The sequence below is a fragment of the Anabaena sp. FACHB-1391 genome (assembly GCF_014696755.1).
GTDB classification, from domain to species: Bacteria; Cyanobacteriota; Cyanobacteriia; order Cyanobacteriales; family Nostocaceae; genus Dolichospermum; species Dolichospermum planctonicum.
This window is the reverse complement of the sequence record NZ_JACJQS010000028.1, coordinates 1-23,222: the sequence shown is the minus strand read 5'-3', so window position 1 is coordinate 23,222 and position 23,222 is coordinate 1. Positions and strand designations below refer to the sequence as shown.

25 protein-coding genes are annotated in these 23,222 nt (G+C 36.4%); 15 read left to right on the top strand and 10 right to left on the bottom strand.

Translation table 11 applies throughout. The features are described from left to right. Positions 1-74: 74 nt before the first annotated feature. The 3 genes from H6F62_RS13895 to H6F62_RS13885 form a co-directional block, all read right to left on the bottom strand. The gene (locus tag H6F62_RS13895) at positions 75-1,568 is read right to left on the bottom strand and encodes an NADH-quinone oxidoreductase subunit M (RefSeq protein WP_137908886.1); all 1,494 of its coding nucleotides are present in this window, start codon (positions 1,566-1,568) and stop codon (positions 75-77) included. 50 nt (positions 1,569-1,618) lie between these two features. Further along, complete coding sequence (locus tag H6F62_RS13890; RefSeq protein ID WP_190372292.1) at positions 1,619-3,478, bottom strand: NAD(P)H-quinone oxidoreductase subunit F; 1,860 nt, start codon at positions 3,476-3,478, stop codon at positions 1,619-1,621. Positions 3,479-3,778: 300 nt separating this feature from the next. After that, complete coding sequence (locus H6F62_RS13885) at positions 3,779-3,973, bottom strand: hypothetical protein (RefSeq protein ID WP_137908888.1); 195 nt, start codon at positions 3,971-3,973, stop codon at positions 3,779-3,781. A gap of 198 nt (positions 3,974-4,171) precedes the next feature. Between H6F62_RS13885 and H6F62_RS13880 the strand changes: the two genes are divergently transcribed. Then, positions 4,172-5,713, top strand: a complete 1,542-nt coding sequence (locus H6F62_RS13880; protein WP_190372291.1) for an FAD-binding oxidoreductase — start codon at positions 4,172-4,174, stop codon at positions 5,711-5,713. A 74-nt stretch (positions 5,714-5,787) separates the two neighbouring features. Here the strand turns inward: H6F62_RS13880 and H6F62_RS13875 are convergent, their stop codons facing one another. Continuing rightward, entirely contained in the window at positions 5,788-6,972 is a 1,185-nt protein-coding gene (locus H6F62_RS13875; RefSeq protein ID WP_190372290.1) for a CBS domain-containing protein, read from the bottom strand. 246 nt (positions 6,973-7,218) lie between these two features. Continuing rightward, positions 7,219-7,560 carry a recombinase family protein gene (locus H6F62_RS13870; RefSeq protein ID WP_137909622.1) on the bottom strand — a complete coding sequence of 114 codons (342 nt, stop codon included), beginning with the start codon at positions 7,558-7,560 and terminating at the stop codon, positions 7,219-7,221. A 196-nt stretch (positions 7,561-7,756) separates the two neighbouring features. On the opposite strand from H6F62_RS13870, the gene H6F62_RS13865 reads away from it, so the two are divergent. The 4 genes from H6F62_RS13865 to H6F62_RS13850 all read left to right on the top strand — a co-directional run bounded on the left by H6F62_RS13865 (position 7,757) and on the right by H6F62_RS13850 (position 9,918). Further along, positions 7,757-8,413: a nucleoside monophosphate kinase gene (locus H6F62_RS13865; protein ID WP_137909623.1), complete on the top strand. Its 657-nt coding sequence runs from the start codon at positions 7,757-7,759 to the stop codon at positions 8,411-8,413. Between the two features lie 210 nt (positions 8,414-8,623). Continuing rightward, a complete protein-coding gene (trxA, locus tag H6F62_RS13860; protein ID WP_137909536.1) occupies positions 8,624-8,983 on the top strand; it encodes a thioredoxin in 360 nt (119 codons plus the stop codon). A gap of 12 nt (positions 8,984-8,995) precedes the next feature. Next, positions 8,996-9,340, top strand: coding sequence for a hypothetical protein (locus H6F62_RS21340; protein WP_306420261.1), 345 nt, complete (start codon positions 8,996-8,998; stop codon positions 9,338-9,340). An 11-nt stretch (positions 9,341-9,351) separates the two neighbouring features. After that, a complete protein-coding gene (locus H6F62_RS13850; RefSeq protein WP_137909537.1) occupies positions 9,352-9,918 on the top strand; it encodes a CBS domain-containing protein in 567 nt (188 codons plus the stop codon). A 138-nt stretch (positions 9,919-10,056) separates the two neighbouring features. On the opposite strand, the gene H6F62_RS13845 is transcribed toward H6F62_RS13850, so the two are convergent. Next, positions 10,057-10,269, bottom strand: a complete 213-nt coding sequence (locus H6F62_RS13845) for a bluetail domain-containing putative surface protein (RefSeq protein ID WP_190372289.1) — start codon at positions 10,267-10,269, stop codon at positions 10,057-10,059. 335 nt (positions 10,270-10,604) lie between these two features. After that, the gene (locus tag H6F62_RS13840; protein ID WP_137909538.1) at positions 10,605-11,177 is read right to left on the bottom strand and encodes a Uma2 family endonuclease; all 573 of its coding nucleotides are present in this window, start codon (positions 11,175-11,177) and stop codon (positions 10,605-10,607) included. A gap of 64 nt (positions 11,178-11,241) precedes the next feature. Between H6F62_RS13840 and H6F62_RS13835 the strand changes: the two genes are divergently transcribed. From H6F62_RS13835 to alaS, 3 genes are all read left to right on the top strand, one after another. Further along, entirely contained in the window at positions 11,242-11,922 is a 681-nt protein-coding gene (locus H6F62_RS13835; RefSeq protein WP_137909539.1) for an ATP-dependent Zn protease, read from the top strand. A 35-nt stretch (positions 11,923-11,957) separates the two neighbouring features. Next, positions 11,958-12,770: a Uma2 family endonuclease gene (locus H6F62_RS13830; RefSeq protein WP_190372288.1), complete on the top strand. Its 813-nt coding sequence runs from the start codon at positions 11,958-11,960 to the stop codon at positions 12,768-12,770. Between the two features lie 304 nt (positions 12,771-13,074). Then, positions 13,075-15,717 (top strand): alanine--tRNA ligase, encoded by a 2,643-nt coding sequence (gene alaS, locus H6F62_RS13825; protein WP_190372287.1) that lies wholly within the window; start codon positions 13,075-13,077, stop codon positions 15,715-15,717. Between the two features lie 43 nt (positions 15,718-15,760). On the opposite strand, the gene H6F62_RS13820 is transcribed toward alaS, so the two are convergent. Both H6F62_RS13820 and H6F62_RS13815 read right to left on the bottom strand, forming a co-directional pair. Continuing rightward, positions 15,761-15,976 carry a type II toxin-antitoxin system HicB family antitoxin gene (locus H6F62_RS13820; RefSeq protein WP_137909542.1) on the bottom strand — a complete coding sequence of 72 codons (216 nt, stop codon included), beginning with the start codon at positions 15,974-15,976 and terminating at the stop codon, positions 15,761-15,763. Next, positions 15,976-16,167 carry a type II toxin-antitoxin system HicA family toxin gene (locus tag H6F62_RS13815; protein WP_137909550.1) on the bottom strand — a complete coding sequence of 64 codons (192 nt, stop codon included), beginning with the start codon at positions 16,165-16,167 and terminating at the stop codon, positions 15,976-15,978. The genes H6F62_RS13820 and H6F62_RS13815 overlap by 1 nt, the downstream gene beginning before the upstream one ends. A gap of 264 nt (positions 16,168-16,431) precedes the next feature. On the opposite strand from H6F62_RS13815, the gene H6F62_RS13810 reads away from it, so the two are divergent. From H6F62_RS13810 to H6F62_RS13790, 5 genes are all read left to right on the top strand, one after another. Continuing rightward, complete coding sequence (locus tag H6F62_RS13810; RefSeq protein WP_190372286.1) at positions 16,432-17,013, top strand: hypothetical protein; 582 nt, start codon at positions 16,432-16,434, stop codon at positions 17,011-17,013. A 100-nt stretch (positions 17,014-17,113) separates the two neighbouring features. Then, a complete protein-coding gene (locus H6F62_RS13805) occupies positions 17,114-18,274 on the top strand; it encodes an AAA family ATPase (RefSeq protein WP_190372285.1) in 1,161 nt (386 codons plus the stop codon). A gap of 2 nt (positions 18,275-18,276) precedes the next feature. Then, a complete protein-coding gene (locus H6F62_RS13800; protein ID WP_190372284.1) occupies positions 18,277-18,933 on the top strand; it encodes a DUF3226 domain-containing protein in 657 nt (218 codons plus the stop codon). A gap of 139 nt (positions 18,934-19,072) precedes the next feature. Continuing rightward, positions 19,073-19,657, top strand: coding sequence for a Uma2 family endonuclease (locus H6F62_RS13795; RefSeq protein WP_137909546.1), 585 nt, complete (start codon positions 19,073-19,075; stop codon positions 19,655-19,657). Positions 19,658-19,727: 70 nt separating this feature from the next. Further along, the gene (locus tag H6F62_RS13790; protein WP_190372283.1) at positions 19,728-19,982 is read left to right on the top strand and encodes a hypothetical protein; all 255 of its coding nucleotides are present in this window, start codon (positions 19,728-19,730) and stop codon (positions 19,980-19,982) included. Positions 19,983-20,058: 76 nt separating this feature from the next. Here the strand turns inward: H6F62_RS13790 and H6F62_RS13785 are convergent, their stop codons facing one another. Further along, positions 20,059-20,967: a pyridoxal-phosphate dependent enzyme gene (locus tag H6F62_RS13785; protein ID WP_190372282.1), complete on the bottom strand. Its 909-nt coding sequence runs from the start codon at positions 20,965-20,967 to the stop codon at positions 20,059-20,061. A 202-nt stretch (positions 20,968-21,169) separates the two neighbouring features. Between H6F62_RS13785 and rnhA the strand changes: the two genes are divergently transcribed. Beyond that, the gene (gene rnhA / locus H6F62_RS13780) at positions 21,170-22,081 is read left to right on the top strand and encodes a ribonuclease HI (protein WP_137909549.1); all 912 of its coding nucleotides are present in this window, start codon (positions 21,170-21,172) and stop codon (positions 22,079-22,081) included. Between the two features lie 229 nt (positions 22,082-22,310). Further along, positions 22,311-23,222: RNA-guided endonuclease IscB (iscB, locus tag H6F62_RS13775; RefSeq protein ID WP_190372281.1), on the top strand; the 912-nt coding region annotated here is incomplete at its 3' end.

Sequence of the window (23,222 nt, the reverse complement as noted above, 5' to 3'; positions counted from 1 at the left end):
AAAAAATTTTCGGGTTATTTAGTCATCTTGAGATGATTTTTGCTATGAGCCTGGGAATTTATTCCCAAGCTATATCATTTTAAGGCAATTACCGATTTTTCAGTAGGGGAAATTGCGGCTACCATAGCGGTAGTTGTGGTTTCACTCCAACGAACTAACCAGGTGGGTTGTACTCCCAAAAAGATAATTAACAATGCTAAAATTAGTGCAGGAATTTTTTCTGCCCAGACGACTCTAGGGTAGTAAGCTAGGTTATTTTGCAATTTACCAAAACAGGTACGGTTAAGAAGAATGACAAAATAAACTGCCGTTAAACCAGAGGCAACTACACATAAAATTGTGGGAACTGGAAAGCTGGAAAAACTGCCTTGAAAGGAAATGAATTCAGCAATGAAACCTGTTAAACCGGGAATACCAGAACTTGCCATACCACCTAAAACTAGCAAGGCACTAATTAATGGTAAACCGCGAATAGGACTCATTAAACCATTGAGTTTATCTAATTCTCTTGTACCAACTTTAGTTTCAATAATTCCCACTAAATGAAAGAGAATAGCGAGAATGATTCCATGACTAAACATTTGGGCTACTGCACCAACTAATGCTAAAGGTGTGGCTGCGGCTGCTGCTAGTAAAATATAGCCCATGTGGCCGATAGAACTATATGCTACCATGCGTTTGATGTCCTTTTGGGCAATGGCTACAACCGCCCCATAAATCGCGCTAATTGCTCCCCAAATTGCCAATGTTGGGGCGATAATATGCCAAGCTTGGGGAAACATTCCTAAACCAAATCTTAATAGGCCATAAGTTCCTAATTTGGCTAATATTCCACCTAATAAAATAGCGATAGGTGCGGAAGCTTCTACGTAAGCATCTGGTAGCCAGGTATGGAAGGGAATTAAGGGAATTTTGATCCCAAAACCTAGAACTATTCCTGCTAATAATATTAATTGCATTCCCGCAGAAATCTTTTCAGTGGCAACAGCATCAAAAGCAAAACTGTGAGAACCTGTTAACCATACCATTCCTAAAAATGTGGCTAAAATTAAAGCCCCGGAAATGGCTGTATAAATCAGAAATTTCATGCCGGCATAAGCTCGTTTTTCCCCGCCCCAAATGGAAATTAGTAAATAAAAGGGGATTAATTCCAATTCATAAAACAGGAAAAACAGAAGCAAATTTTGTGATAAGAAAGCACCGGCTACCCCACCACTAACAAACAAAATCAGGGCATAAAATAACCGAGGACGTTCTGTATCTTTACTGCTGCTGTAAATAGCAATCCAAGTGAGGAAGCTATTTAATACTAACATTAATATTGATAATCCATCTACTCCTAATTGATAACTCAACCCCAGGGTTTCATTCCAGGGTAAATATTCGGTGAATTGCGTCCCCGAATTGCTGATATCAAATTTTAACAAAATCAAAATATTCCACAGCAAAACTAACCCTGTAATGATTAAAGATGCTAAACGAATTCGACTCGCGGGAATATCTTTTCTTGGATAAAAACCGATGATTATAGCGGCTATAATTGGCAGCCAAATTAAAACACTCAACATATTTATGATCTGGGAATTGTTAATTGGTAATGCTATAAGTCGGGTGCAAATTAAAAAATTAATTTCATGAACTGCACACCCCAAAAAGGCCATGACAACCAAGCACCTAAAACACCTACTCCTAAAAGCACTGTCAGGGCATAGGTTTGAGTTTGTCCATTGTTACTATATTTCAATCCTTCACCACCTAAAAGAGAGAATAAACCCACAAAGTTGACAATACCATCTACTACGAATCTATCTAGGATATCGGCAAATTTAGAAAGTTGGGCAACGCCGAAAATAATGGTGATTTTGTACAGTTTGGGAGTGTAAAAGTCATAAGCAAATAAATTTTGTAAACCTTGCCAGGGTAAACGAATTGGTTTAGGAATGTTGCCTAAATAGATGATGCTGCTAATACTGCAACCAAATATACTTGACCAAATTAATAGTAGGGCGACATCTTTATTTAATGTTGCCCAGTCGGGAAGCAATGACAAGCTTTGTAATACTAAAGGCAGGTGTAAAACAAAGCCTGATAAAATCATCATTGGTAAAACCATTAACCAAATAGCTTCAGGAGAACGTTCACTCATTTGTTTAGGTTTACCAGCAAAAATTAAACCAAATTCCCTAGTTAAACTGAATGTAGTTAAGGCATTGACAATAATAATTATTCCTACTAAAGTCGGATGTGTTGCCCATAAACCATCAGCTAATTTGAATAATGCCCAAAAACTACCTAAAGGGGGAAAACCTATTAAACCCAATGTACCAATAATAAATGCTAAACCGGACATGGGACGACGTGACCATAATCCACCTAATTGGGTAACATCTTGGGTGACACTATTCCAAACAATTCCCCCGGTACTCATGACCAGTAATGCAGAGGATAAAGCATGGGTGAGGACTAATAGTAGCGCAGCTTCATTTTGTTGTGTGCCTACGGCAATAAATACCAAGCCCATGTAAACACTAACAGAATAGGATAAACAGCGTTTAATGTCAATTTGAGCGATCGCAATTAACGCCCCACCAATGGCTGTTACTGTACCAATAGCCACCATTACAGAAGCTGCTAAGGGAGATAAACTAAATATAGGTTGTAATTTAATTAACACCCATGCCCCACTGGCGACGACCACCGAATTTCGTAAAATTGTACTAGGAACAGGTCCCTCCATTGCCTCATCTAACCACAAATGTAGGGGAAATTGGGCGCATTTACCCATCGGACCGGCAATTAAGCCCAAACATACTAAAGTAATAATTGTGGAGTCAACATTTGCAGTAGCCGCCCAAGCAGTCAACTCTGTATAATTCCAAGTCCCTGAAAGTGTCCAAAGTCCTAAAACACCCATTAATAAAAACAAGTCTCCGACCCGTTTGGTTAAAAAAGCATCTCGCGCCCCAGTCACTACCAAAGGCTGACTAAACCACAAACCTACTAATAGGTAAGTTCCCAAGGTAAGGACTTCCAGAATTACATAACTAAAAAATAAATCATTACACAATACTAAAGCACAAAGACCCGCTTCAAATAATCCTAATAAGGAAAAGAAACGTCCCCAACCCCAGTCCATTTCCATGTAACCAATAGCGTATATCTGCGCCAGCAAATTTAAGCCGGTAATAATAATTAACGCCCCCACACTAACAGCAGAAATTTCTAAATTAATGGTGAGATTTAAACCCGCTGTTGACAACCAAGGAATAAATACTTCTTGGGCTGGATGATTTCCAATTACAAAGAAAGCAAGAACAGCATGAACAAATGAGCAAAAGGTCATGACTACATTTACGTATCCCGCTGGTCGAGGACCTGTTTTGCGAATTATTCCTGGTGACCAGGGTATGGCTAAAAGCCCACCTATCAAAGCATAAACCGGGACTAGCCAAATAGTATCTAGTAAATACTGACCCATTCAATTACCTCTACAATTTGCAGCAAAACTTAAAGAAAACACAGCAAATACCGTTGATCCCTATTAATCTAGTGATCATTGATAATCGCAATTTATTTTTATTTAATATTATTATGAACAGTTTACCCTTATCTGTAACAAAAATAAATTATTTAAGTAGATGAATTTGCAATGATTTCTGTAAGTGATTCTTATATTTCTGTACATTCGATTATTAAATAGTAACCATCATGTTTAATCTATAGATTAACTTTTCAAGCAGTATCTATAATCTAGGGGCAGTATTTACCACCCCATTTTTTATACTTTAACAAGTAACTTACATAGTGACCCAGGTAAATTACTGACTGTAATAACTACTTGTGGGCTGAGTTGACTAGTAGGGGCTGGTTTCATATCCCGATAATCAATAATTTGGACAACAATGAGGTAAGCAATAGCCAGAAGTATAGAAATTACCCCTGTAATAATCGCAACTATCTGAGAACGGTTCATAAGTGTTTCCTGTAAATTAAGTAAATCCTGCAAATTTAAGTAAATAATGATTTTAGAGACTTTTCATGGCTGAATATGGCTACTCCACCCCGGCTATCGGCAACGTTAAAGATAGTATAGTATCAATATTAGGACTTATGCAAGATGTGGCTAAAAACCTTATTTTTGTGTAACAGAACTTTTCTGAAATTAAGCTTTATGTCACTAACTGAAGAAATTCTTTCTCAACTCCCAGGGGATATTTTAGGCGGCTTGCGTCGTGCAGATGCCATTTTAACATCTCTAAGAGATAATAACTCACCCATACCAAATGTAGTTCAAGAAAATCCCGAAAATTTAGAATCATTACAATTTGATGTCATTATTTGCGGTGGAACTTTGGGAATTTTAATTGGTTGCGCTTTAGCTGTGCGGGGTGTGCGCGTAGCATTATTAGAAAGGGGAATTTTGCGAGGAAGAGAACAGGAATGGAATATTTCTCGCCAAGAGTTAAAAGTATTTCGGGAATTGGAATTACTAACGGAAGCGGAATTAAACCAGGCTATTGTTACTGAATATAATCCCGCACGAGTTAGCTTTCCAGGAGGTACGGAAGTTTGGGTGGAAGATGTTCTTAATATTGGTATAAGTCCTATTTATTTACTCGAAACCCTAAAAAAACGCTTTCTGAATGCTGGAGGAAAATTATTTGAAAATACACCATTTAGTAATGTAGTAATTCACAAAAATGGAGTTATTATCAATAACCAATTTACCGCAAAATTGTTATTAGATGTCATGGGAAATCTATCACCAATTAGCCAACAAGCACGTCAAGGAAAAAAACCAGATGCACTTTGTTTAGTTGTGGGAACTTGTGCTACAGGATTTCCTGAGAATAAAACTGGTGATTTATTATTATCTTTTACAGCATTGGAAAATCAATGTCAATATTTTTGGGAAGCATTTCCCGCTAAAGACGGGAGAACAACTTATTTGTTCACTTATTTAGATTCAGCGCCAGAAAGATTGAGCTTAGAAACTTTATTTGCTGAATATTTCCGTCTATTACCAGAATATCAAGGTGTGGAAATTAATCACCTCAATTTTCAACGGGCCTTATTTGGTTTCTTTCCCAGTTATCGTCAAAGTCCTTTACAAACTCCTTGGAATCGGATTTTATTTGTAGGAGATAGTAGCGGAAATCAATCTCCTTTAAGTTTTGGTGGATTTGGGGCTATGGTGCGTCATTTACAAAGGTTAACTTTGGGAGTTCATGAAGCCTTAAAAACTGATCAATTATCTGCCAAATCTTTAGCAATTCTCCAACCATATCAACCGAGTTTAAGTGTAACTTGGTTATTTCAAAAAGCCATGAGTGTAGGAGTAAATCAGAAAATTGATCCCAATCAAATTAACCAATTACTCTCTGCTGTATTTGCACAAATGCAGGAGTTAGGAACACCTGTTTTAAAACCTTTTTTACAAGATATTGTCCAATTTGGGGCGTTAACAAAAACTTTGTTAAAAACTGGTTTATCTCATCCTTTATTAGTTGCAAAAATCATTCCCCAAGTGGGTTTATTAAGTTTATTAGATTGGATGTTACATTATGTAAATTTAATTGTGTATACTAGGTTGTTTACTTTCAGTCCAATGTTAGAAATATTAGTTAATAATCTACCACAAGAAAAACAATATTATTGGCATCGGTTAATAGATAAATGGCGGTTTGGTTCTGGTAGTGATTATCATGAATAAGTAGGTGAACACAATCAAACAAATCTCTGTAAAAAACAGTAAAATCTCCCAAAAATTCAATTTTTGAGGATTTTTCAGTTATTAAGACAATGACGGATTTTCTGTATCTCCGTTGTCGCTAAACTTAAATACATTTGCTGTAATTCTCTGGATAAATCAGGATTTTTGATCAAATGTTCTATCCGGCTTTCAACAGTAGAAATCAAGGTATCTAAATTTTCATTAGTAACTATGTTTTGTTTCCCTATCTCCTTTAAACTAGGCTGTATAGATAGTTCTCTAACATTATTTTGTTTCTGCAAATATTTAGCTTTTTCTGTTTCTAATTGAGCTACAGTTAATTGTAAGGTTTCTATGACTCCATACATCTCCAATGGGTCAAATATCCGCAATAAACTGGTTTGAGTGACGATAGCTAACTTTGCGCCCCAATCCCAGGATACAACCAATCGCTGCACTCGTCGCTTTTGCATTTCTTGATGGGCAGACCATAGGGAATCTTCTGGACTCAGTAAAAATAACGGTGTACTCATCACTGTTTTTGCTTGAATTTCAGGCAAATTTAAGCCCAATGCTTGAAATTGTACTATGTCTCTTTCTGTAACAATTCCTACTGGTCTCCCAGCGGATTCAGCATCATTCCCAGAACCACTTTTCGTTATCACCACGCAACTAACTTGATGTTCTGCCATCATCTGCGCCAAGCTGAGTACGGAGGCTGTGGGTGCTGCATGAATTACCTGGTTTGTCATGACTTCTGATACCCGTCGCATTTTCAGTAAATTGGTGGGGCGCAAAACTTGTCTAATACTCTCTGGGGAAACAATTCCTACTACTCGTGTATCTTCATTGACTATCACTAAATGGCGAATCCGATACCGCCGAAATAAAAACAGTGCCGCAAAAATATCCCGAAATGAAGTTTCCACTAAGGTTATTACTGGATGTATCATGACATCAGCTATTTTCACACCAGTAAAATCTCTACCCATGGCGGTAAGTCTAACAACATCTCTTTCTGTGAAAATGCCCAGTAATTTGTTTCTTTCTATGACTAAAATACAACTTGACCGCGTACCTTGCATGGAACTAAAACCCATTTCTGAATCAAAATCAGGTAAGAAACAACTATTACCTCGCGTCTGATTCATTAAATTGACAACATCAATTAGGGAAGTATTCGGTGTAACAACCAGTGGACGCTTATCTATCGCATCTTCTAAGCAAGGAACGCCAATGAGTGGGTCATCAATTTCCATATTTGACAATAGCCGATGAAGTTAATTTATAAAGTTTTGTAAAGTTTTTTGTGATATACATATTATTTTCTATAAATTTCAGGTACAATACGAGGGATGTAAAGGATGAAAGGGGGGAAACAGTTTCTATATAAAGGATTGAATTATCAAAAGGTAAATATGGGCTAAAATTCGGGGTTATCTATCTCAGTAGGGGTAAAAAAGACATTTTTACTTTGTGGTTCTAAATTAGAGCCAATATGTACATCAGTCTTCGTCCATACCGGAAATTCTTTGTATTTTACCATAGAGCCTGTCTAAAACCCTTTTAACTGATACAGGTTGCCATTGACTCCCCCGCTTGGTTTGATATCCTTGCTGGTTAAGCCAAGCGGCGATTTGTGGAAGTGATTTTCCTGACTTGTGGTGACGGCGAATTAATTCAATAATCTGTTGTTCAGATGGATCTTCCACTAATTCACCATTAACAGACTGTTGACCAAAAGCAGGTGAACCATAGCCGGCATAGCCGCCACTGGCTGCTTTCGCTTTTCTGGCTTGGTCTAGCTTGTCTCTGATGTAAGAGTCTTTTGATTTTTCAGTTGCCATTGTTTTTAGAAAAAAATCATTTCTATTCTATGGGGATTATATCTCAAATATTGGTCTTTGCCAGTTGATGAGTGAGAGTTTTGTTTACGTCTTTCTATCTTTGCATTTACTTTATCAATGCTAGTATTAATTTTTGCATAGCTATTGAGATCTGTTCTGTCCGTCTGATCTGCGGTTGAAAATAGGGGGTGTTTAAATGCGATTGATTTTCTTGGGAGTACCAGGTGCTGGGAAAAGTACACAAGCGGCTGCAATATCAAGCCAATGGCAAATTCCCCATATATCTATTGATGATATATTCCATCAGGCGATCGCCAAAGAGACTTATTTGGGCTTAAAAGTCAAGCCCTATGTAGAAAAAGGTGATTTAATTCCAGATGATTTAATCCTTGATATCATCCGCAAACGCTTAAGTCATTCCTCTGCCCAAAGGGGTTGGGTTCTGGATGGATTTCCTAGTAATTTGTCCCAGGTGAAACTTCTTGATCAACTACTATTAGAAATCCTACCTCAAGGCAGATCTGTATTACCAGAAAAGCTTTACAACCAAGTTTTTAGCTTTTATGTCCCCATTGATGTTTTGGTACAAAGGTTACTGGAACGGGGTCGTTCAGACGATAATTATCAAGTTATTTACAGACGAATAGAAGTCTATCAAGAGCATTCTGCTCCCCTAATTCAGCATTATCGCCAACAAGGTTTTTTAACTGTGATTAATGGCGATCGTTCAGTGGAAGTAATAACTCAATTTTTGCAAGATGCTGTTTCTAAACCTCGGTTAATAATAGACAAAAAAACTTTAAATATTAGGAAGAAATCAATCAAGGAAGGAAAACAGATTTTATCTGCATAACCCAAAAATCAAGTAAAAGTCGTGAGTATTTTATGCGAAACAAAAGAAACATCAAAAGATTGAACTTTCTATGGCATCAGGGTTACTGTAATTCTGGTGTTCGCTTGACCTCAATCAATAATTTAACTCATGAACATTCTATTTTATCATTGACCATTTTCCATTTCCCGACCAGATAATCACCAATTTTAATTTTTGCTGGAGAAACTTATGGCTAGTTCTGAAAGTCCGAATGAAACTCTTGTTCAATATATCCAAAAATCAGACTTTGAATCGCTTTTAGAGGAGAAAGAATTGTTTGTGATGGACTGTACCGCAACTTGGTGCGGACCTTGTAAAATCGTTGCTCCTTTAATGGATAAACTAGCCCAAGAATACAAAGATCGGGTAAAAGTGGTCAAATTAGATGTTGGTGACGGCGAAAATCAAAGCGTTGCTAAAAAGTACGGTATTCGCAGTATTCCCGCAGTTATGTTTTTCAAGAATGGTGAATTATCAGAAACAGTTGTGGGGGTAGTTCCCTATGAGAAATTCACCACAGCTTTAAACAAAATACTTTCACCTTCTTGAGGGGGTTTTTCCATGCAGAGAGCGTATATATTTCCATGTCCTAATTGCGGTAGTGAAGCAAAACGTCAGTTTTTAACTGATGGAAAACTAGCTCACAAGCATTCTTTGATGAATCAAATTATCCGTACAGAGTGTCCAGTTTGTGACTACCTGATGGTAATGCGCTCTCTGGATGGTAGTGTAATTGAAGCTTATGCACCCGGAATACCAAGCAATTTTAAACCATTAACTACATCTCATCTTTCTCCGGAGGTTTGTGAAGAAGAAATATTAATGATGAGTGAATCTATTTCATTCTGCTCGATATTTTTCCATTTACCCAATCAAAATTCCACAGATTCATACTCATTACTTTAAGGATTTTAACCATGATGAAAGCTGAAGATATAATGACCACAGAAGTAATTACAATTCGTGGTTCAGCAACTGTAGCGGAAGCTGTAAGTTTGATGAAATCTAAAGGTTTACGTTCTTTAATTGTCGAACCTCGTACCGAAAATGATCCCTATGGCATGATCACCGAAACTGATATTGTTTATAAAGTTGCTGCCTATGGCAAAGACTCCAAACAAGTGCGAGTTTATGAAATTATGACCAAACCTTGTATTGTCGTCAATCCTGAGCTGGGAGTAGAGTATGTAGCTCGTTTATTTGCTCACACCCATATCCGTCGCGCTCCTGTAATTAAAGGTAAGTTATTAGGGATAATTTCTATTACTGATATTCTCAGAAAAAGTGACTTGTTTGAAAATCCTAAACGCATCTTTATTGAGGATGAAATAGAAGTGGCACGGGAAGAAGCGAGAGCAACTTGTACAGCCAAAGGTGATTCTTCTCGTGAATGTGCATCTGCTTGGGATATAGTAGAGGAACTTTTAGCAGTAGCATCTCATCAACGAGTAGCAAAGGAAAATATTCAGGAGAATATTGAATAATAGGCGTTGCTGAATTTGGGTATGATATTTATTAGCGATCGCTAGATGAATCGCACCTTTCGCCTATCATACCGGAAATCAGCAACGCCATTTCATGAAACGTCTCTACAATGTGGTTTACCTCAAGGATACCAGAAGCTACGCTAGGGCAGTGGTAAAGTTATTAACTGTCAGAGTACCAGTTAAACCTGTCACCTCAATGATGGCATCCGTAGTGGCACTAAATCCGGCGGTAGCGTCGTTAATAGCGACAAAGCTGCGACTACCAAAGGTAAATTGAGCAGCAGAGTTAGCTGTAAACACAGCAGTAGTTAACCTAGCTGCAATTCCGGTTGCATCAAGTGTTGTCACAGATCCGGCATTAGAGAATCCGCTGCGGGCAGTGGAAACGGTGAATTATCAAAAACAATTGTGGGGGTAGCTCCCTACGAGGAATTCACCACAGCTTTAAACAACATACTTTAACATTCTTCAGGGGGTTTTTCCATGCAGAGAGCGTATATATTTCCATGTCCTAATTAACGCAAAGGTATCAAGCTGTCGCCAGTAGTTTCCAAATCAACCGCAAGGAGAGATGATACTTATAACTAATAGATTAGTGTGTTTTAGATAAGGTATTGTTTTGAAGTAAAAATTTAATTTTGGGTTTTATTCTACCATTTTAGGAAAGCAAGCTAGAACCAAAATTACTTTTTAAATTCCGCTATCACATCTTCATAAATATCTGCCATTGTCAAAGTTAACTTCACTGAATCTAAATGTAATTTATCATCTTTTCCTAATACTTCCGTTGACCAATTTCCTTGATCATCTTGACGATAAACTTCTACTTTTATTTGATTTTGGTAAATTAGAACATATTCCTTTAGACTCTCTATAGTTTGATAATTAATGCGTTTTTCACGTTTGTCTATTGTTGCTGTGGAATTAGATAAAACTTCTATAATCAAATTAGGACGAGTTTTAAAGTACCTTTCCTTATCTTCAGGATCACAAGTAACAATAATATCAGGATAGTAGAATATATTAGCATTCCTGATTTTAACTTTTACTTTCATATCTGACACGAAAGCACGACAGGAACTCCCACGCAAATGGGGACGTAGTATAGCGTAAATATTACCAGCTATCAGGTTATGTTCTTCGCTTGCACCCGCCATTGCAAAAACTTGTCCCGCCACATATTCATGGCGAATATCGCTAGATTTTTCAGCTTCTAGGTATTGTTCAACACTAAAAATACTTAATGGAGATTGCATAATTTTGATTTGATGGCTGAGAAATTAGGTATAATTCTATTTTATTATATTAAAAAAACTTCCCATGAGCCAAACTGCGATAAATCTCGTTGCTATATCTATTTTCCTGATGACTTTTTCCACTTTATTAGGACCGTTAATACATCTTTCTCCCACAATACCAGCTTTAGCTACAGTGACGTTTTTAGGAATTGCAACTTTAGATAATTTCAGTTTTCAAGGTAAGGGAGGAACGATATTTTTAGACTTCCTGGCACGATTTTCTCCAGAATATAAAGAACGCATTTTACATCATGAAGCGGGTCATTTTCTCGTGGCTCACTTATTAGAAATTCCCATAACTGGCTATACTCTTAGTGCATGGGAAGCTTGGAAACAAGGACAACCAGGACAAGGAGGGGTATCAATAGATGATAAAGGGTTAACAACGCAAATAGAAAAAGGTGAAATTAGTACCCAAATTTTAGAGCGCTATTGTACAATTTTAATGGCGGGAATTGCTGCGGAAACTTTGATCTTTGATGCTCCTCAAGGTGGTGATGATGATAAAATTAAGTTAATGCAATTTTTACAAGTTATTGGTCTTTCTGAGCATATTTATCAGCAAAAACAACGCTTTCATTTGCTTCAATCTAAAAATCTGATTCAGGAGAATTGGGAAAGTTATCAAGCTTTGGTGGAAGCAATGAAAAAAGGGGTTGATGTTGAAGAGTGTAAAAAGGTGATTCGTGAGAGTGCGGCATAATAGAAATATAAATTATAGCTTGAGGACAGTGAAAAATGTATCAAACAGATCCGCCACTTTCCCCTAAAGAAACATTACCCACAATGTATGATCTACCGAGTGAAGATCCAGAGGAGAAAGGTTTGCCAGATCAATTCCATTTATTGCAACCACAATTATTATCAGAAACATTTGCACCTGCTAATTATCACAGTCAGGAAATATTTACAGGTAGTGACATGAATCTGTATTATGATTCTCGTCATCCATTGTGGTATAAACGTCCTGATTGGTTTGCGGTTTTAGGTGTACCATATTTATATGGTGATCATCAAGATTTAAGATTAAGTTATGTAGTGTGGCAAGAAGCTGTTAATCCCTATATTATCGTTGAATTGCTATCACCAGGAACAGAAAAAGAAGATTTAGGTCAAACATTGCGAGATGTGGAAAAACCCCCTGTTAAATGGGAGATTTATGAGCAGATTTTAAGAGTACCTTATTACGCAATTTTTGATCGTTATCAATCTGAGTTTAGAATGTTTCAGTTAAATGGCGATCGCTATATTGAAGCAAATTTAACAAATTCCCGCTTCTGGATACCCAGTATAGAATTAGGTTTAGGAGTTTGGGAAGGAAGTTATAAAAACGTCAATATGCCTTGGTTGCGTTGGTATGATAAAAATGGTAATTGGGTATTAACTCCCGCAGAATGGGAAAAACAACGCGCAGACCAAGAAAAACAACGCGCAGACCAAGAAAGACAACGCGCAGACCAAGAAAAACAACGCGCAGATCAAGAAAGACGAAAAACAGAAAAATTAATTGCACAATTGCGTGCTTTAGGTGTTGAACCAGAGATAAATTAAATAGACATCTTTGGTCATTAAATGTGCATAACCTGGAACTCTTGTAGGGACAATTCATGAATTGTCCTTACGATAATTTTCACAAGATGTCTAATATTTTTATATCCAATCTCCATCAGATCCTTGGAAATATAATTAAAGTATAGGAATTGATGGTAATTTCTATACTAATCTGTCATGGGAAATTCTGACAAAAAATGCTGAAAGCTGAATATTTTTCATCTTTGCTGTCATAAGTTATAAATAGTAATGATGCTTTTTGCAGATTTTCCTCAATTAATTAAATTTGATTTCTTAAACACTCATGTCTTCAACTCTCCAGTTTCTTAGCGGTAACGATATTCGTCAATTATTCCTCGACTTCTACACACAGCGAGAACACCAACCGCTTCCAAGTGCTTCCCTTGTTCCTGAAGATCCTACTGTGCTGCTGACTATAGCAGGTATGTTACCATTTAAGCCGATTTTTCTGGGACAACGGACACCGGAATTTAAACGCGCTACAACTTCCCAAAAGTGCATTCGTACCAATGATATCGAAAATGTGGGACGCACTAAACGCCATCATACATTTTTTGAGATGTTGGGGAATTTTAGCTTTGGTGATTATTTTAAAGCCCAAGCGATCGCCTGGGGTTGGGAATTATCTACTCAAGTGTTTGGGATTTCCCCTAAAAATCTCGTTGTCAGTGTGTTTGAAGAAGACGACGAAGCTTTTGCTATTTGGCGCGATACTATTGGTGTAACAGAAAAACGCATCAAGCGCATGGGTGCTGATGATAATTTCTGGGTATCGGGTATTACTGGTCCCTGTGGTCCTTGTTCGGAAATTTATTATGATTTTCACCCGGAATTAGGTGATGATCATATTAATTTAGAAGATGATGGGCGTTTTATCGAGTTTTATAACTTGGTATTTATGCAATATAATCGGGATGCTTCGGGAAATTTAACGCCGTTACAAAATCAAAATATTGATACGGGAATGGGTTTGGAAAGAATGGCGCAAATCCTGCAAAAAGTTCCTAATAATTATGAAACAGATTTGATTTTCCCAATTATCGAAACTGCGGCGAAAATTGCTAAAATTGATTATCACAAAGGTGATGAAAATACGAAAGTTTCTTTAAAGGTAATTGGTGATCATGTGCGTGCTGTAGTTCACATGATTGCTGATGAAATTCGCGCTTCTAATGTTGGTAGGGGTTATGTTTTACGGCGCTTAATTCGTCGGGTAGTTAGACATGGCCGATTAATAGGAATTGCTGGGGAATTTATTAACCAAGTTGCAGAAACCGCCATTTCTCTTTCGGAATCAATTTACCCCAATTTGCGACAAAGAGAAGCTGCTATTAAAGCCGAATTACAAAGAGAAGAAGTTAACTTCTTGAAAACTCTTGATAGAGGTGAAAAGCTATTAGCTGAAATTATCCAAGATATCAAACAAAAAGGATTAACTTCTATTAGTGGGGAAAGTGCTTTTACTCTCTATGATACCTACGGTTTCCCCTTAGAATTAACCCAAGAAATCGCAGCCGAAAATAACCTCACTGTTGATGTTGATGGTTTTAATGCAGAAATGCAAAAACAGGTAGAACGAGCAAAAGCAGCACACGAAACTATTGATTTAACTGTACAAGGTTCTTTGGATAAACTTGCAGAACATATTCACTCTACACAATTCATTGGTTATACCCAATTAACAACTACTGCAAAAATCGAAGTTTTGTTAGTTGCTGGTGTTTCCCAAGAAGCAGCAGAAGCAGGAACAGAAGTACAAATTGTTCTCGATAAAACTCCTTTTTATGCTGAATCTGGGGGACAAATTGGGGATAAGGGATATATTAGTGGTGATGGTGTTTTAGTCAGAATTGAAGATGTGAAAAAAGAATCTGATTTCTTTATTCATTTTGGATATATTGAACGTGGTACAATTAGGATTAGTGACAATATTACCGCCCAAATTGATCGGGGTTGTCGTCGTCGCGCTCAAGCTAATCACACAGCAACTCATTTATTACAAGCTGCATTAAAGAAAGTTGTTGATGAAGGAATTTCTCAAGCTGGTTCTTTGGTTTCTTTTGATAGATTGCGGTTTGATTTTAATTGTCCTCGCGCTTTAACCGGTGAGGAAGTTATCCAAATTGAAGAATTAGTAAATAGTTGGATTTCTGAAGCCCATGGTGCTACAATCGAGGAGATGCCCATAGCAGAAGCAAAAGCGAAAGGTGCAGTGGCCATGTTTGGGGAAAAATACGGTGATCAAGTGCGCGTGATTGATTTCCCAGGTGTTTCCATGGAATTATGTGGGGGAACTCATGTTAATAATACGGCGGAAATTGGCGTTTTTAAAATCATTTCTGAAGCGGGAGTTGCTTCCGGGGTGAGAAGAATAGAAGCGGTTTCTGGGGCGGCGGTATTGGATTATTTGAATGTGCGTGATATAGTAGTCAAAGATTTGTGCGATCGCTTTAAGGTCAAACCCGAAGAAATACCCGACAGAATCACCACTTTACAAACCGAACTTCGCAACAATGAAAAAGAAATTCAAAGCCTGAAATCACAAATAGCAATTGTTAAATCTGACAGCTTATTACAAACTGCGGAAATAGTAGGAGAACATAAAATTATTGTTGCTCAAATGGCAGATATTGACCCAGAATCATTAAAAGATGCTGCGGAAAGATTACTGCAAAAAATCGGTAATGGGGCGGTGGTTTTAGGTTCTATTCCCGAAGCCGGAAAAGTGAGTATCGTTGCAGCTTTTAGTTCTGAAGTGAATCACAAAGGTGTCCAAGCGGGGAAATTTGTGGGAACGATAGCGAAAATTTGTGGAGGTGGAGGTGGTGGAAAACCCAATCTCGCGCAAGCTGGGGGACGTGACGCAAGTAAATTACCGGAGGCTTTAGAAACAGCGAAAAATGATTTGTTAGCAGCGTTGAAATAGGATTTAGATCCCCGATTTTTTAATAGAAGTCGGGGATTTGAATTTATATTGTCACTGCAACTTTACCAACTTCTGTAGAAGGTTTGGGTATAGGTTTTCCATCTTCTTTCAATACTTCCAAATACAATTCTATAGCTTCTTTAATATTTTCTTGTACTTCTGCTAAAGTATCCCCAATGCTGACACAACCGGGTAAGTCAGGAACATAAGCACCCCAGTTTGTTTGACCACGTTCATAAATTACTGTGTATTCAATCATTATATTTCTCCTAATTTTGCTTGCTTCCAAATTGATGAAAGTGTACCTATGGGAATATCATCACTTGGTTTTCCAGGTACAACTACGATACCTGATTTATTTTCATTTTTGAGGATACGATGACTACCTCTAATGCGATCTATATACCAACCATCTTCTTCTAGGATTTTGAGAACTTCTTTAACTTTTATTGTTTACTATCATAGCGTGATTAGTGATTTATTCTGTTTAGAGAAACAGCACTAAGTAGGTGGACAGAGAAAAACCTAAGTATGTAACAAAAAGTAAAGTTGCCCAAAACCTCTTGTCTGTTCCCTGTTCCCTTGTCATAACGACAATTTTCAACGCCAACCTACTACAGAGGTTGTGTGTTAAATTTTATTAAATCCATATAAATTACTACATTTAGTATGATACAATATAAGTATTAAAAAACTTACCGGATAACTCTAATCATGATGATAATACAAAAAATCAATGAATATCAAAAATATTCATTTGAGCAAAAAACTATTCTTAGAGGAGCATTCACAAAGATAGACAGAGAAATAAAACGGATAAGATGGATGATTTATGAACAAAAAGGTTTTTGGATATTTAAAACCCATATATATTCTAAGGAGACTTTAATTAATGAATTACATTATGGAAAAATTGTAAAAATACTGGATAATGTTGAGCATCTCACAATGACGTGGAATGGACATGGTATTTTAACTCGTGATGGTATTGATTTTTTAAACCTAAAGCGCAAGGATATTCTAACGGAACTTGACAATATTCATAATGAAATAGCTAGGAGAGATCCAACTTGGTGGGAGCAAATTTACGGTATTTTTATAGAGTTTACAAATTTTGTGAGAAATCATATTCCTCAATTTGCAATCGGTTTTCTCATGGGAGTTGCAAAGTATCCAGTTCTTCAGCCTTTAGTTAGTTTATTTTTACCATCTCCTAACTTTTCTAGTGTTGAAACTAAACTATTGGAACAAGCAATAGAAGATTATATAGATATTAATGCTGATGCTATAGACTAATTTATCCCCTTAGATACCCCACTTGTAAAAGAAATCAGGTATCTGAATGTTATAATAATTCTACTATCATTATTTCTCTGTTGTCTTCATTGAAAAAACTATGTTAAAAAGTGTAAAAATAGAGAATTTTCGAGGTTTCAAGTCTTTTGAACTTCAGCAATTAGGCAGAATTAACTTACTGGTTGGTGAAAATAATAGCGGAAAAACATCAATACTAGAAGCTATTCAGCTTTTATCTTCACGAACTAATCTTGAACCACTCGGCGAAATAATGATTAACCGAGGTGAGTATTTTTGGAGTGATGATCCAAGAGAAGAACGCGAACTTGATATTTGTCATTTATTTTATGATCATCAATTTGATATAGATAGTCAGTTTTCTATTTCAGGAATTAACGACAATGTTAAAGAAGAGTTTTATGTCAATATAGGAAGCCGAAAGTTACATATTGATGCTGATTTAGAAGAGTTGAATGAGTTAAATGAAGAAGTAAAAAGAGAACTTATTGACGAGTTATCAAGTAATCTCAAAAGCCTAAACTTCAGAGTAGTTTGGAATATAGAAGATGAAGCTAAAGAAATTTTAAATCTGCCTTTATTAGATAATAATTGCTTATCTTTAAGATATATTAAACGTTCTAGCCGGGACAAAAAAAATCAATTGTCTAGGACTGTATTTGTCAATTCTGCTTCTTTAAATACCACAAATATGAAAGAATTATTTGAGGCAGTTGTATTAACTCCCGAAGAAGAACTAGTAACAGAAGCTCTGAAAATTATTGATCCAAAAATTGAACGTATTGCTACAGCAAATGTTCAAAAATCTACTCAGATGGCAAGATTACGTTCTGCTGCTGATTCACATACTGGTTTTTTTGTGCGTCTTAGTGATAAAAAACAACGTGTACCTATTGGCAGTATGGGAGATGGAATTTGGCGAATATTAGGACTTGCACTAGCTATAGTATCAGCTAAAGATGGATATTTATTTGTAGATGAAATAGATACTGGACTTCATTTTACTGCAATGTCTGATATGTGGAAAATGATTTGGGATACAGCGAAAAGACTAAATGTCCAAGTTTTTGCCACTACACATAATAGTGATTGTTGGCAGAGTTTAGCTGATATTGCAAAAACAGAAAATGTAACTAATGATGGTATTAGAATTCATAGAATTGAAAAAGGTAAAGAAAAAAGTATAGTTTTTAATGAAGCACAAATTGTTATTGCTGCTGAAAGAGAATTAGAGGTACGTTAGCAATGGCAAAACATTATCACCCCAAAAGTCTATTAGTTGAAGGTCAAGATGATTTACGAGTCATACCAGAATTAATTGAAAAAAATGGAATTTATTGGGGAGCGAAAAAAGAGGAAGCAATTATATCAATTCAAGAATGTGGAGGTTATGAAAATATTACTTATGACCTGATATATACAGAATTACAAACTGGAAGATGTACACATTTAGGTTTAATGGTAGATGCAGATGATAATGCGTCTTTACGTTGGCAAAGTATCAGAAATGCTTGTTTGCAAATTGAAAGTATTTCTCATCTTCCTGAACAAATACCAGAAACAGGATTAATTATTAATACACAAGATGATAAGAAAATTGGTGTTTGGATTATGCCAGATAATATTATCGAAGGGATGTTAGAAACATTTTTAGGTTATATGATTCCAGAACAGGGAGAATATATTTGGCAATATGCACAGGATGTAGCAAGAGAAGCAAAAAATAAAGGTGCAACATTCAAAGAATCTTATATTGATAAAGCGGAAATTTATACCTGGTTAGCATGGCAAGATGAACCAGGTAGACAAATACATCAAGCCATCAAGTATAATATTTTAAATCCGCAGACTCCCAAGGTGCAGGGTTTTATTAATTGGTTTAAGGATTTGTACGATTTGTAATTTCAAAATTTAAAGACAAAAATATCACCATAAATTTTTTGTCAAATCAAACAAACTGCTAGACTATAATTATAACTTAGTTGAGCAAGTAGAAGCGATCGCCTACATTGACAACCGATAAAACCTATAAATTAAAATTATGACCCTCGCACAAGAAACACCCTACTATTCACCCCAAGAATACCTAGAATTAGAGGTAAACTCAGAAATACGTCACGAATATATCAACGGATTAATTATACATAAGACAGGTGGAACACCCAATCACAACCAACTTGCACTTAATTTCAGTGGTACACTCAATTATCTTCTTAAACGTCAACCTTATCAAGTCTTTGTCACAGATCAACGTCTTTGGATTCCCAGCAGAAAAATTCATACCTATCCTGATATTATGGTCGTGAAAACTCCCTTAGAGTATGAAGAAGGAAGAACCGACACTTTAGTAAATCCTGTAATGATTGCCGAAGTCTTATCAAAATCTACTAAAGGCTATGATAGAGATGAAAAATTTGCAGCTTATCGGACAATTACCACCTTACAAGAATATATTTTAATCGACCAGTACACAATGCACATTGAACAATATTGTAAAACCGATAATAATCAATGGATATTTTCCGAATTTACAGATGGAAATATCAACTTAAATCTAGCCTCTATTTCCTGTCAAATGATATTATCAGATATTTATGATAAAGTAGATTTCAACATACAAGAATAAAAATAAAAACCTCAATCTGCGCCTCTGCGTGAGATCATCATAATTATAAATATCAAAGGAGTCAATAAAAATGAGTCGCATTAATCCCTATAGATTACAAATGCAAATTACCCAAATGTTCGCCCAAGGACAATCATTTTTTGCACTTACTAAAGTCCAAGATTGGTTAAAAGAACATAATCACAATCCTTTAGATTATGAGGTTATCTTCCACAAAAAACCCGCACCTCCCGGTTCTCAAGAAGTCATGGTCATAGAAATAGAACTCAAACGTAAGGACGGACAACCTGTAGATTCTTGGTTACAACAACAAGCAAATTTATAAGCCTAATTAGTGAAAATCATCAATCTTAAATCCCTGCATTTTGAGAAAATCAGGGATGAAAAATTATCTATAAAAATTATCTAAATCCGCTATTACCTTGTAAACCTCCTGTATGTATTAATAGTAAAGATTCTGACTTGAAAAAACCTTCTTTGATTAAATCCATAACTCCATAAAACATTTTTCCGGTATATATATAATCTAAAGGTATGTGATGTTGTTGTTCAAAATTATCACAAAATAGTTTTAATTCATCTTTTACTTGAGCATAACCACCAAAATGATAATTACAAATTAATTCCCAATGTGCGGGAGAATTAACAGGTGTAGGTAAGTCAGAATTTAGATAATTTCTGAGTAAATTATTAATATCTTGATTGAGAAAATCACCACCTTTTAAAACAGGAAAACCAATCACTTTTTGTGGTTGATTTAATGATAGTGTTATCCCTGCTAATGTTGTTCCTGTACCACAAGCTAAACAAACAGTATTAAAGTCTTTAATTGTTTCTAATATCTCTATACAACCACGCATACCGTTTAAATTACAACCACCTTCAGGAATAATAAATACTTTCCCAAATCGCTGTTTTAATTGGTTTTGTAATTCCTCTGTATGGCGTTGTTTATATGTCTGACGATCAATATATACTAATTCCATACCTTGTGTAACTGCAAATTGTAAAGTAGGATTTAAAGGGATATTTTCTTCTCCACGAATTACTCCAATAGTGCGGAAACCAAATATATTTCCTGCGGCTGCGGTAGCATAAATATGATTAGAATAAGCACCACCAAAAGTCAGAATTGTGGATAAATTTCTCTGTTTAGCTTCGACAAGGTTATATTTTAGCTTAAACCATTTATTACCGTTAATTTGGGGGTGCATCAGATCAAGACGCAAGATGTATATTTTAACACCTGCTTTGTCAGCAATTGGCATATTAATTTTTTGAATGAGTGGTGTAAAAAAAATTGACGACATTTCCAAAATAAGATAATTAAATATATGTGTTACCAAAATCGAATTGGGTAAAATTCTTTTTTGATCTACACCACTGATATATTGAAAATATTACTTTTTTCAGTTGGGCAGAAATGATCCCATTTGCTCAAATTTGCGGTTTCACTGATGTTGTCAAGTTAAAATTAATGTAACGTTATCAATAATATAGCAATTCTTGATCATGTCTAATCAACGCCTAATTCAAAGTATATACACAGATGGTGCTTGTACAGGTAATCCTGGTCCTGGGGGTTGGGGTACAGTTATCTATTTCTGTGATGGTTCAGTTCACGAAATGGGTGATTCATTCCAGCATACCACTAATAATAAAATGGAAATGCAAGCGGCGATCGCGGCCTTGGAATTTTTTAAATCATCTGGACAAACTCAACCTATTACCCTGTACACTGATAGTGAATATCTGATTAATTCTATTACTAAATGGATGCCCGGTTGGAAAAGGAAAGGCTGGAAAAAATCAGATGGTAATCCTGTACAAAATCAAGACCTTTTGGAAACCCTCGATCAACTTAATAGCCAATTGATAAAATGGCAGCACGTTCGCGGACATTCTGGTAATATTGGTAATGAACGCTGTGATGCGATCGCTCGCTGCTTCGCTAATGGTAAAACCCCTAACCTACAACAGTTATTCTCCAACTCTGTTTACGAAACTTTACCTAAAATCAGTGAAATGAGTGAATCACTAGTATCTGATTATCCGATCAACTCTACAATAATAATTAATCAAAATACACTGGAAAGCAGTTCATCTGTATCAGATATAACCATTATGGAACCTTCTACCGCTCCAACCGCGACTACAACCAACGAACAACCCATTGAAATGAGGGTTTCACAACTTCGTAACTTAGTGGAAACTTTGCGTATTGCGGACGAAATTGCCGAAAAAGGCTACCTAATCACCAGTTCAGAATTAGCAGACTTAATGAGTGTTCACTCTAGCGCCGTTACTAGCAGAGGTGATGAATGGCGCTGGCGAAATTGGATAGTTTCACGGGTAAGACGTGAAGGTAATCAAATTCTTTGGGAACTTGAACGTGGAGACAAAATAGAAACCGAAGTAGAGTAAATTACCCACCACTTCCCTTCGGGTAAGTGGGGGCTTTTAAAGCCCAGAGTTTACCCGACTAAGTGTTAAATCACTACGATTTTCAGGTCATCTCACCTACAAATACGCAGCCAGTTTGTAGCTGCTGAGGTTAACAGTTAAACAGGCTTATTGGGTTAATCCAGTGCTGTTAGCGTAAAAAGCCTTTAAATCTTTGTCCAGGCTAACATTACCCGCAAGGAGGGACAATATGTCCAAAGTATTTGTTTTAGATACCAACTTCACGCCATTAAACCCAATTCATTCAGCACAAGCTAGACAACTATTGAGAAACAAAAAATCAGCAATATTTAGACAGTTTCCGTTCACAATTATTCTCAAAAAATCCCGTCCTGACTCCCCAGTATCGTCGCCAAGGCTAAAGATTGACCCTGGTGCAAAATTCACGGGAATGGCATTAGTTAACGATTCAACTGGCGAGGTTGTATTTGCTGCTGAATTAAAACATAGAGGCTTTGCAATTAGAGATGCTTTAACTTCTAGAAGGCAATTAAGACGTTCTAGACGTGCAAGAAAAACTCGTTACAGACAACCAAGGTTCTTGAATAGAACCCGTCCAGAAGGATGGTTAGCACCAAGCCTACAAAGTCGGGTTGATAATATTAAAACTTGGGTTGAAAGATTGCGTAAACTCGCACCAATTGAGGCTATTAGCCAAGAATTAGTCAGGTTTGATATGCAGTTAATGGCTAATCCTGATATTCAAGGTAAGGAATATCAGCAGGGAACTTTAGCTGGTTACGAAACCAGAGAATACTTACTAGAAAAGTGGGGTAGACAATGTGCTTACTGTGGAGTAAAAGACGTTCCTTTTCAAGTAGAACATATTCATCCACGAGCAAAGGGGGGTAGTAATTCAATTACAAATCTCACTTTAAGTTGTGAAAAATGTAACACTAAAAAGGGAACGAAAGACATCAAAGATTTTCTCAAAAAAGACCCTTCAAAGTTAGAAAAAATCTTGAAGCAAGCTAAAAAACCACTGGCTAATGCAGCAGCAGTAAACACGACTCGTACTGCATTACTAGAAGTTCTAAAAGCAACCGGACTACCTGTAGAAACAGGTTCAGGAGGTTTAACTAAATTTAATCGTAGTCAACAA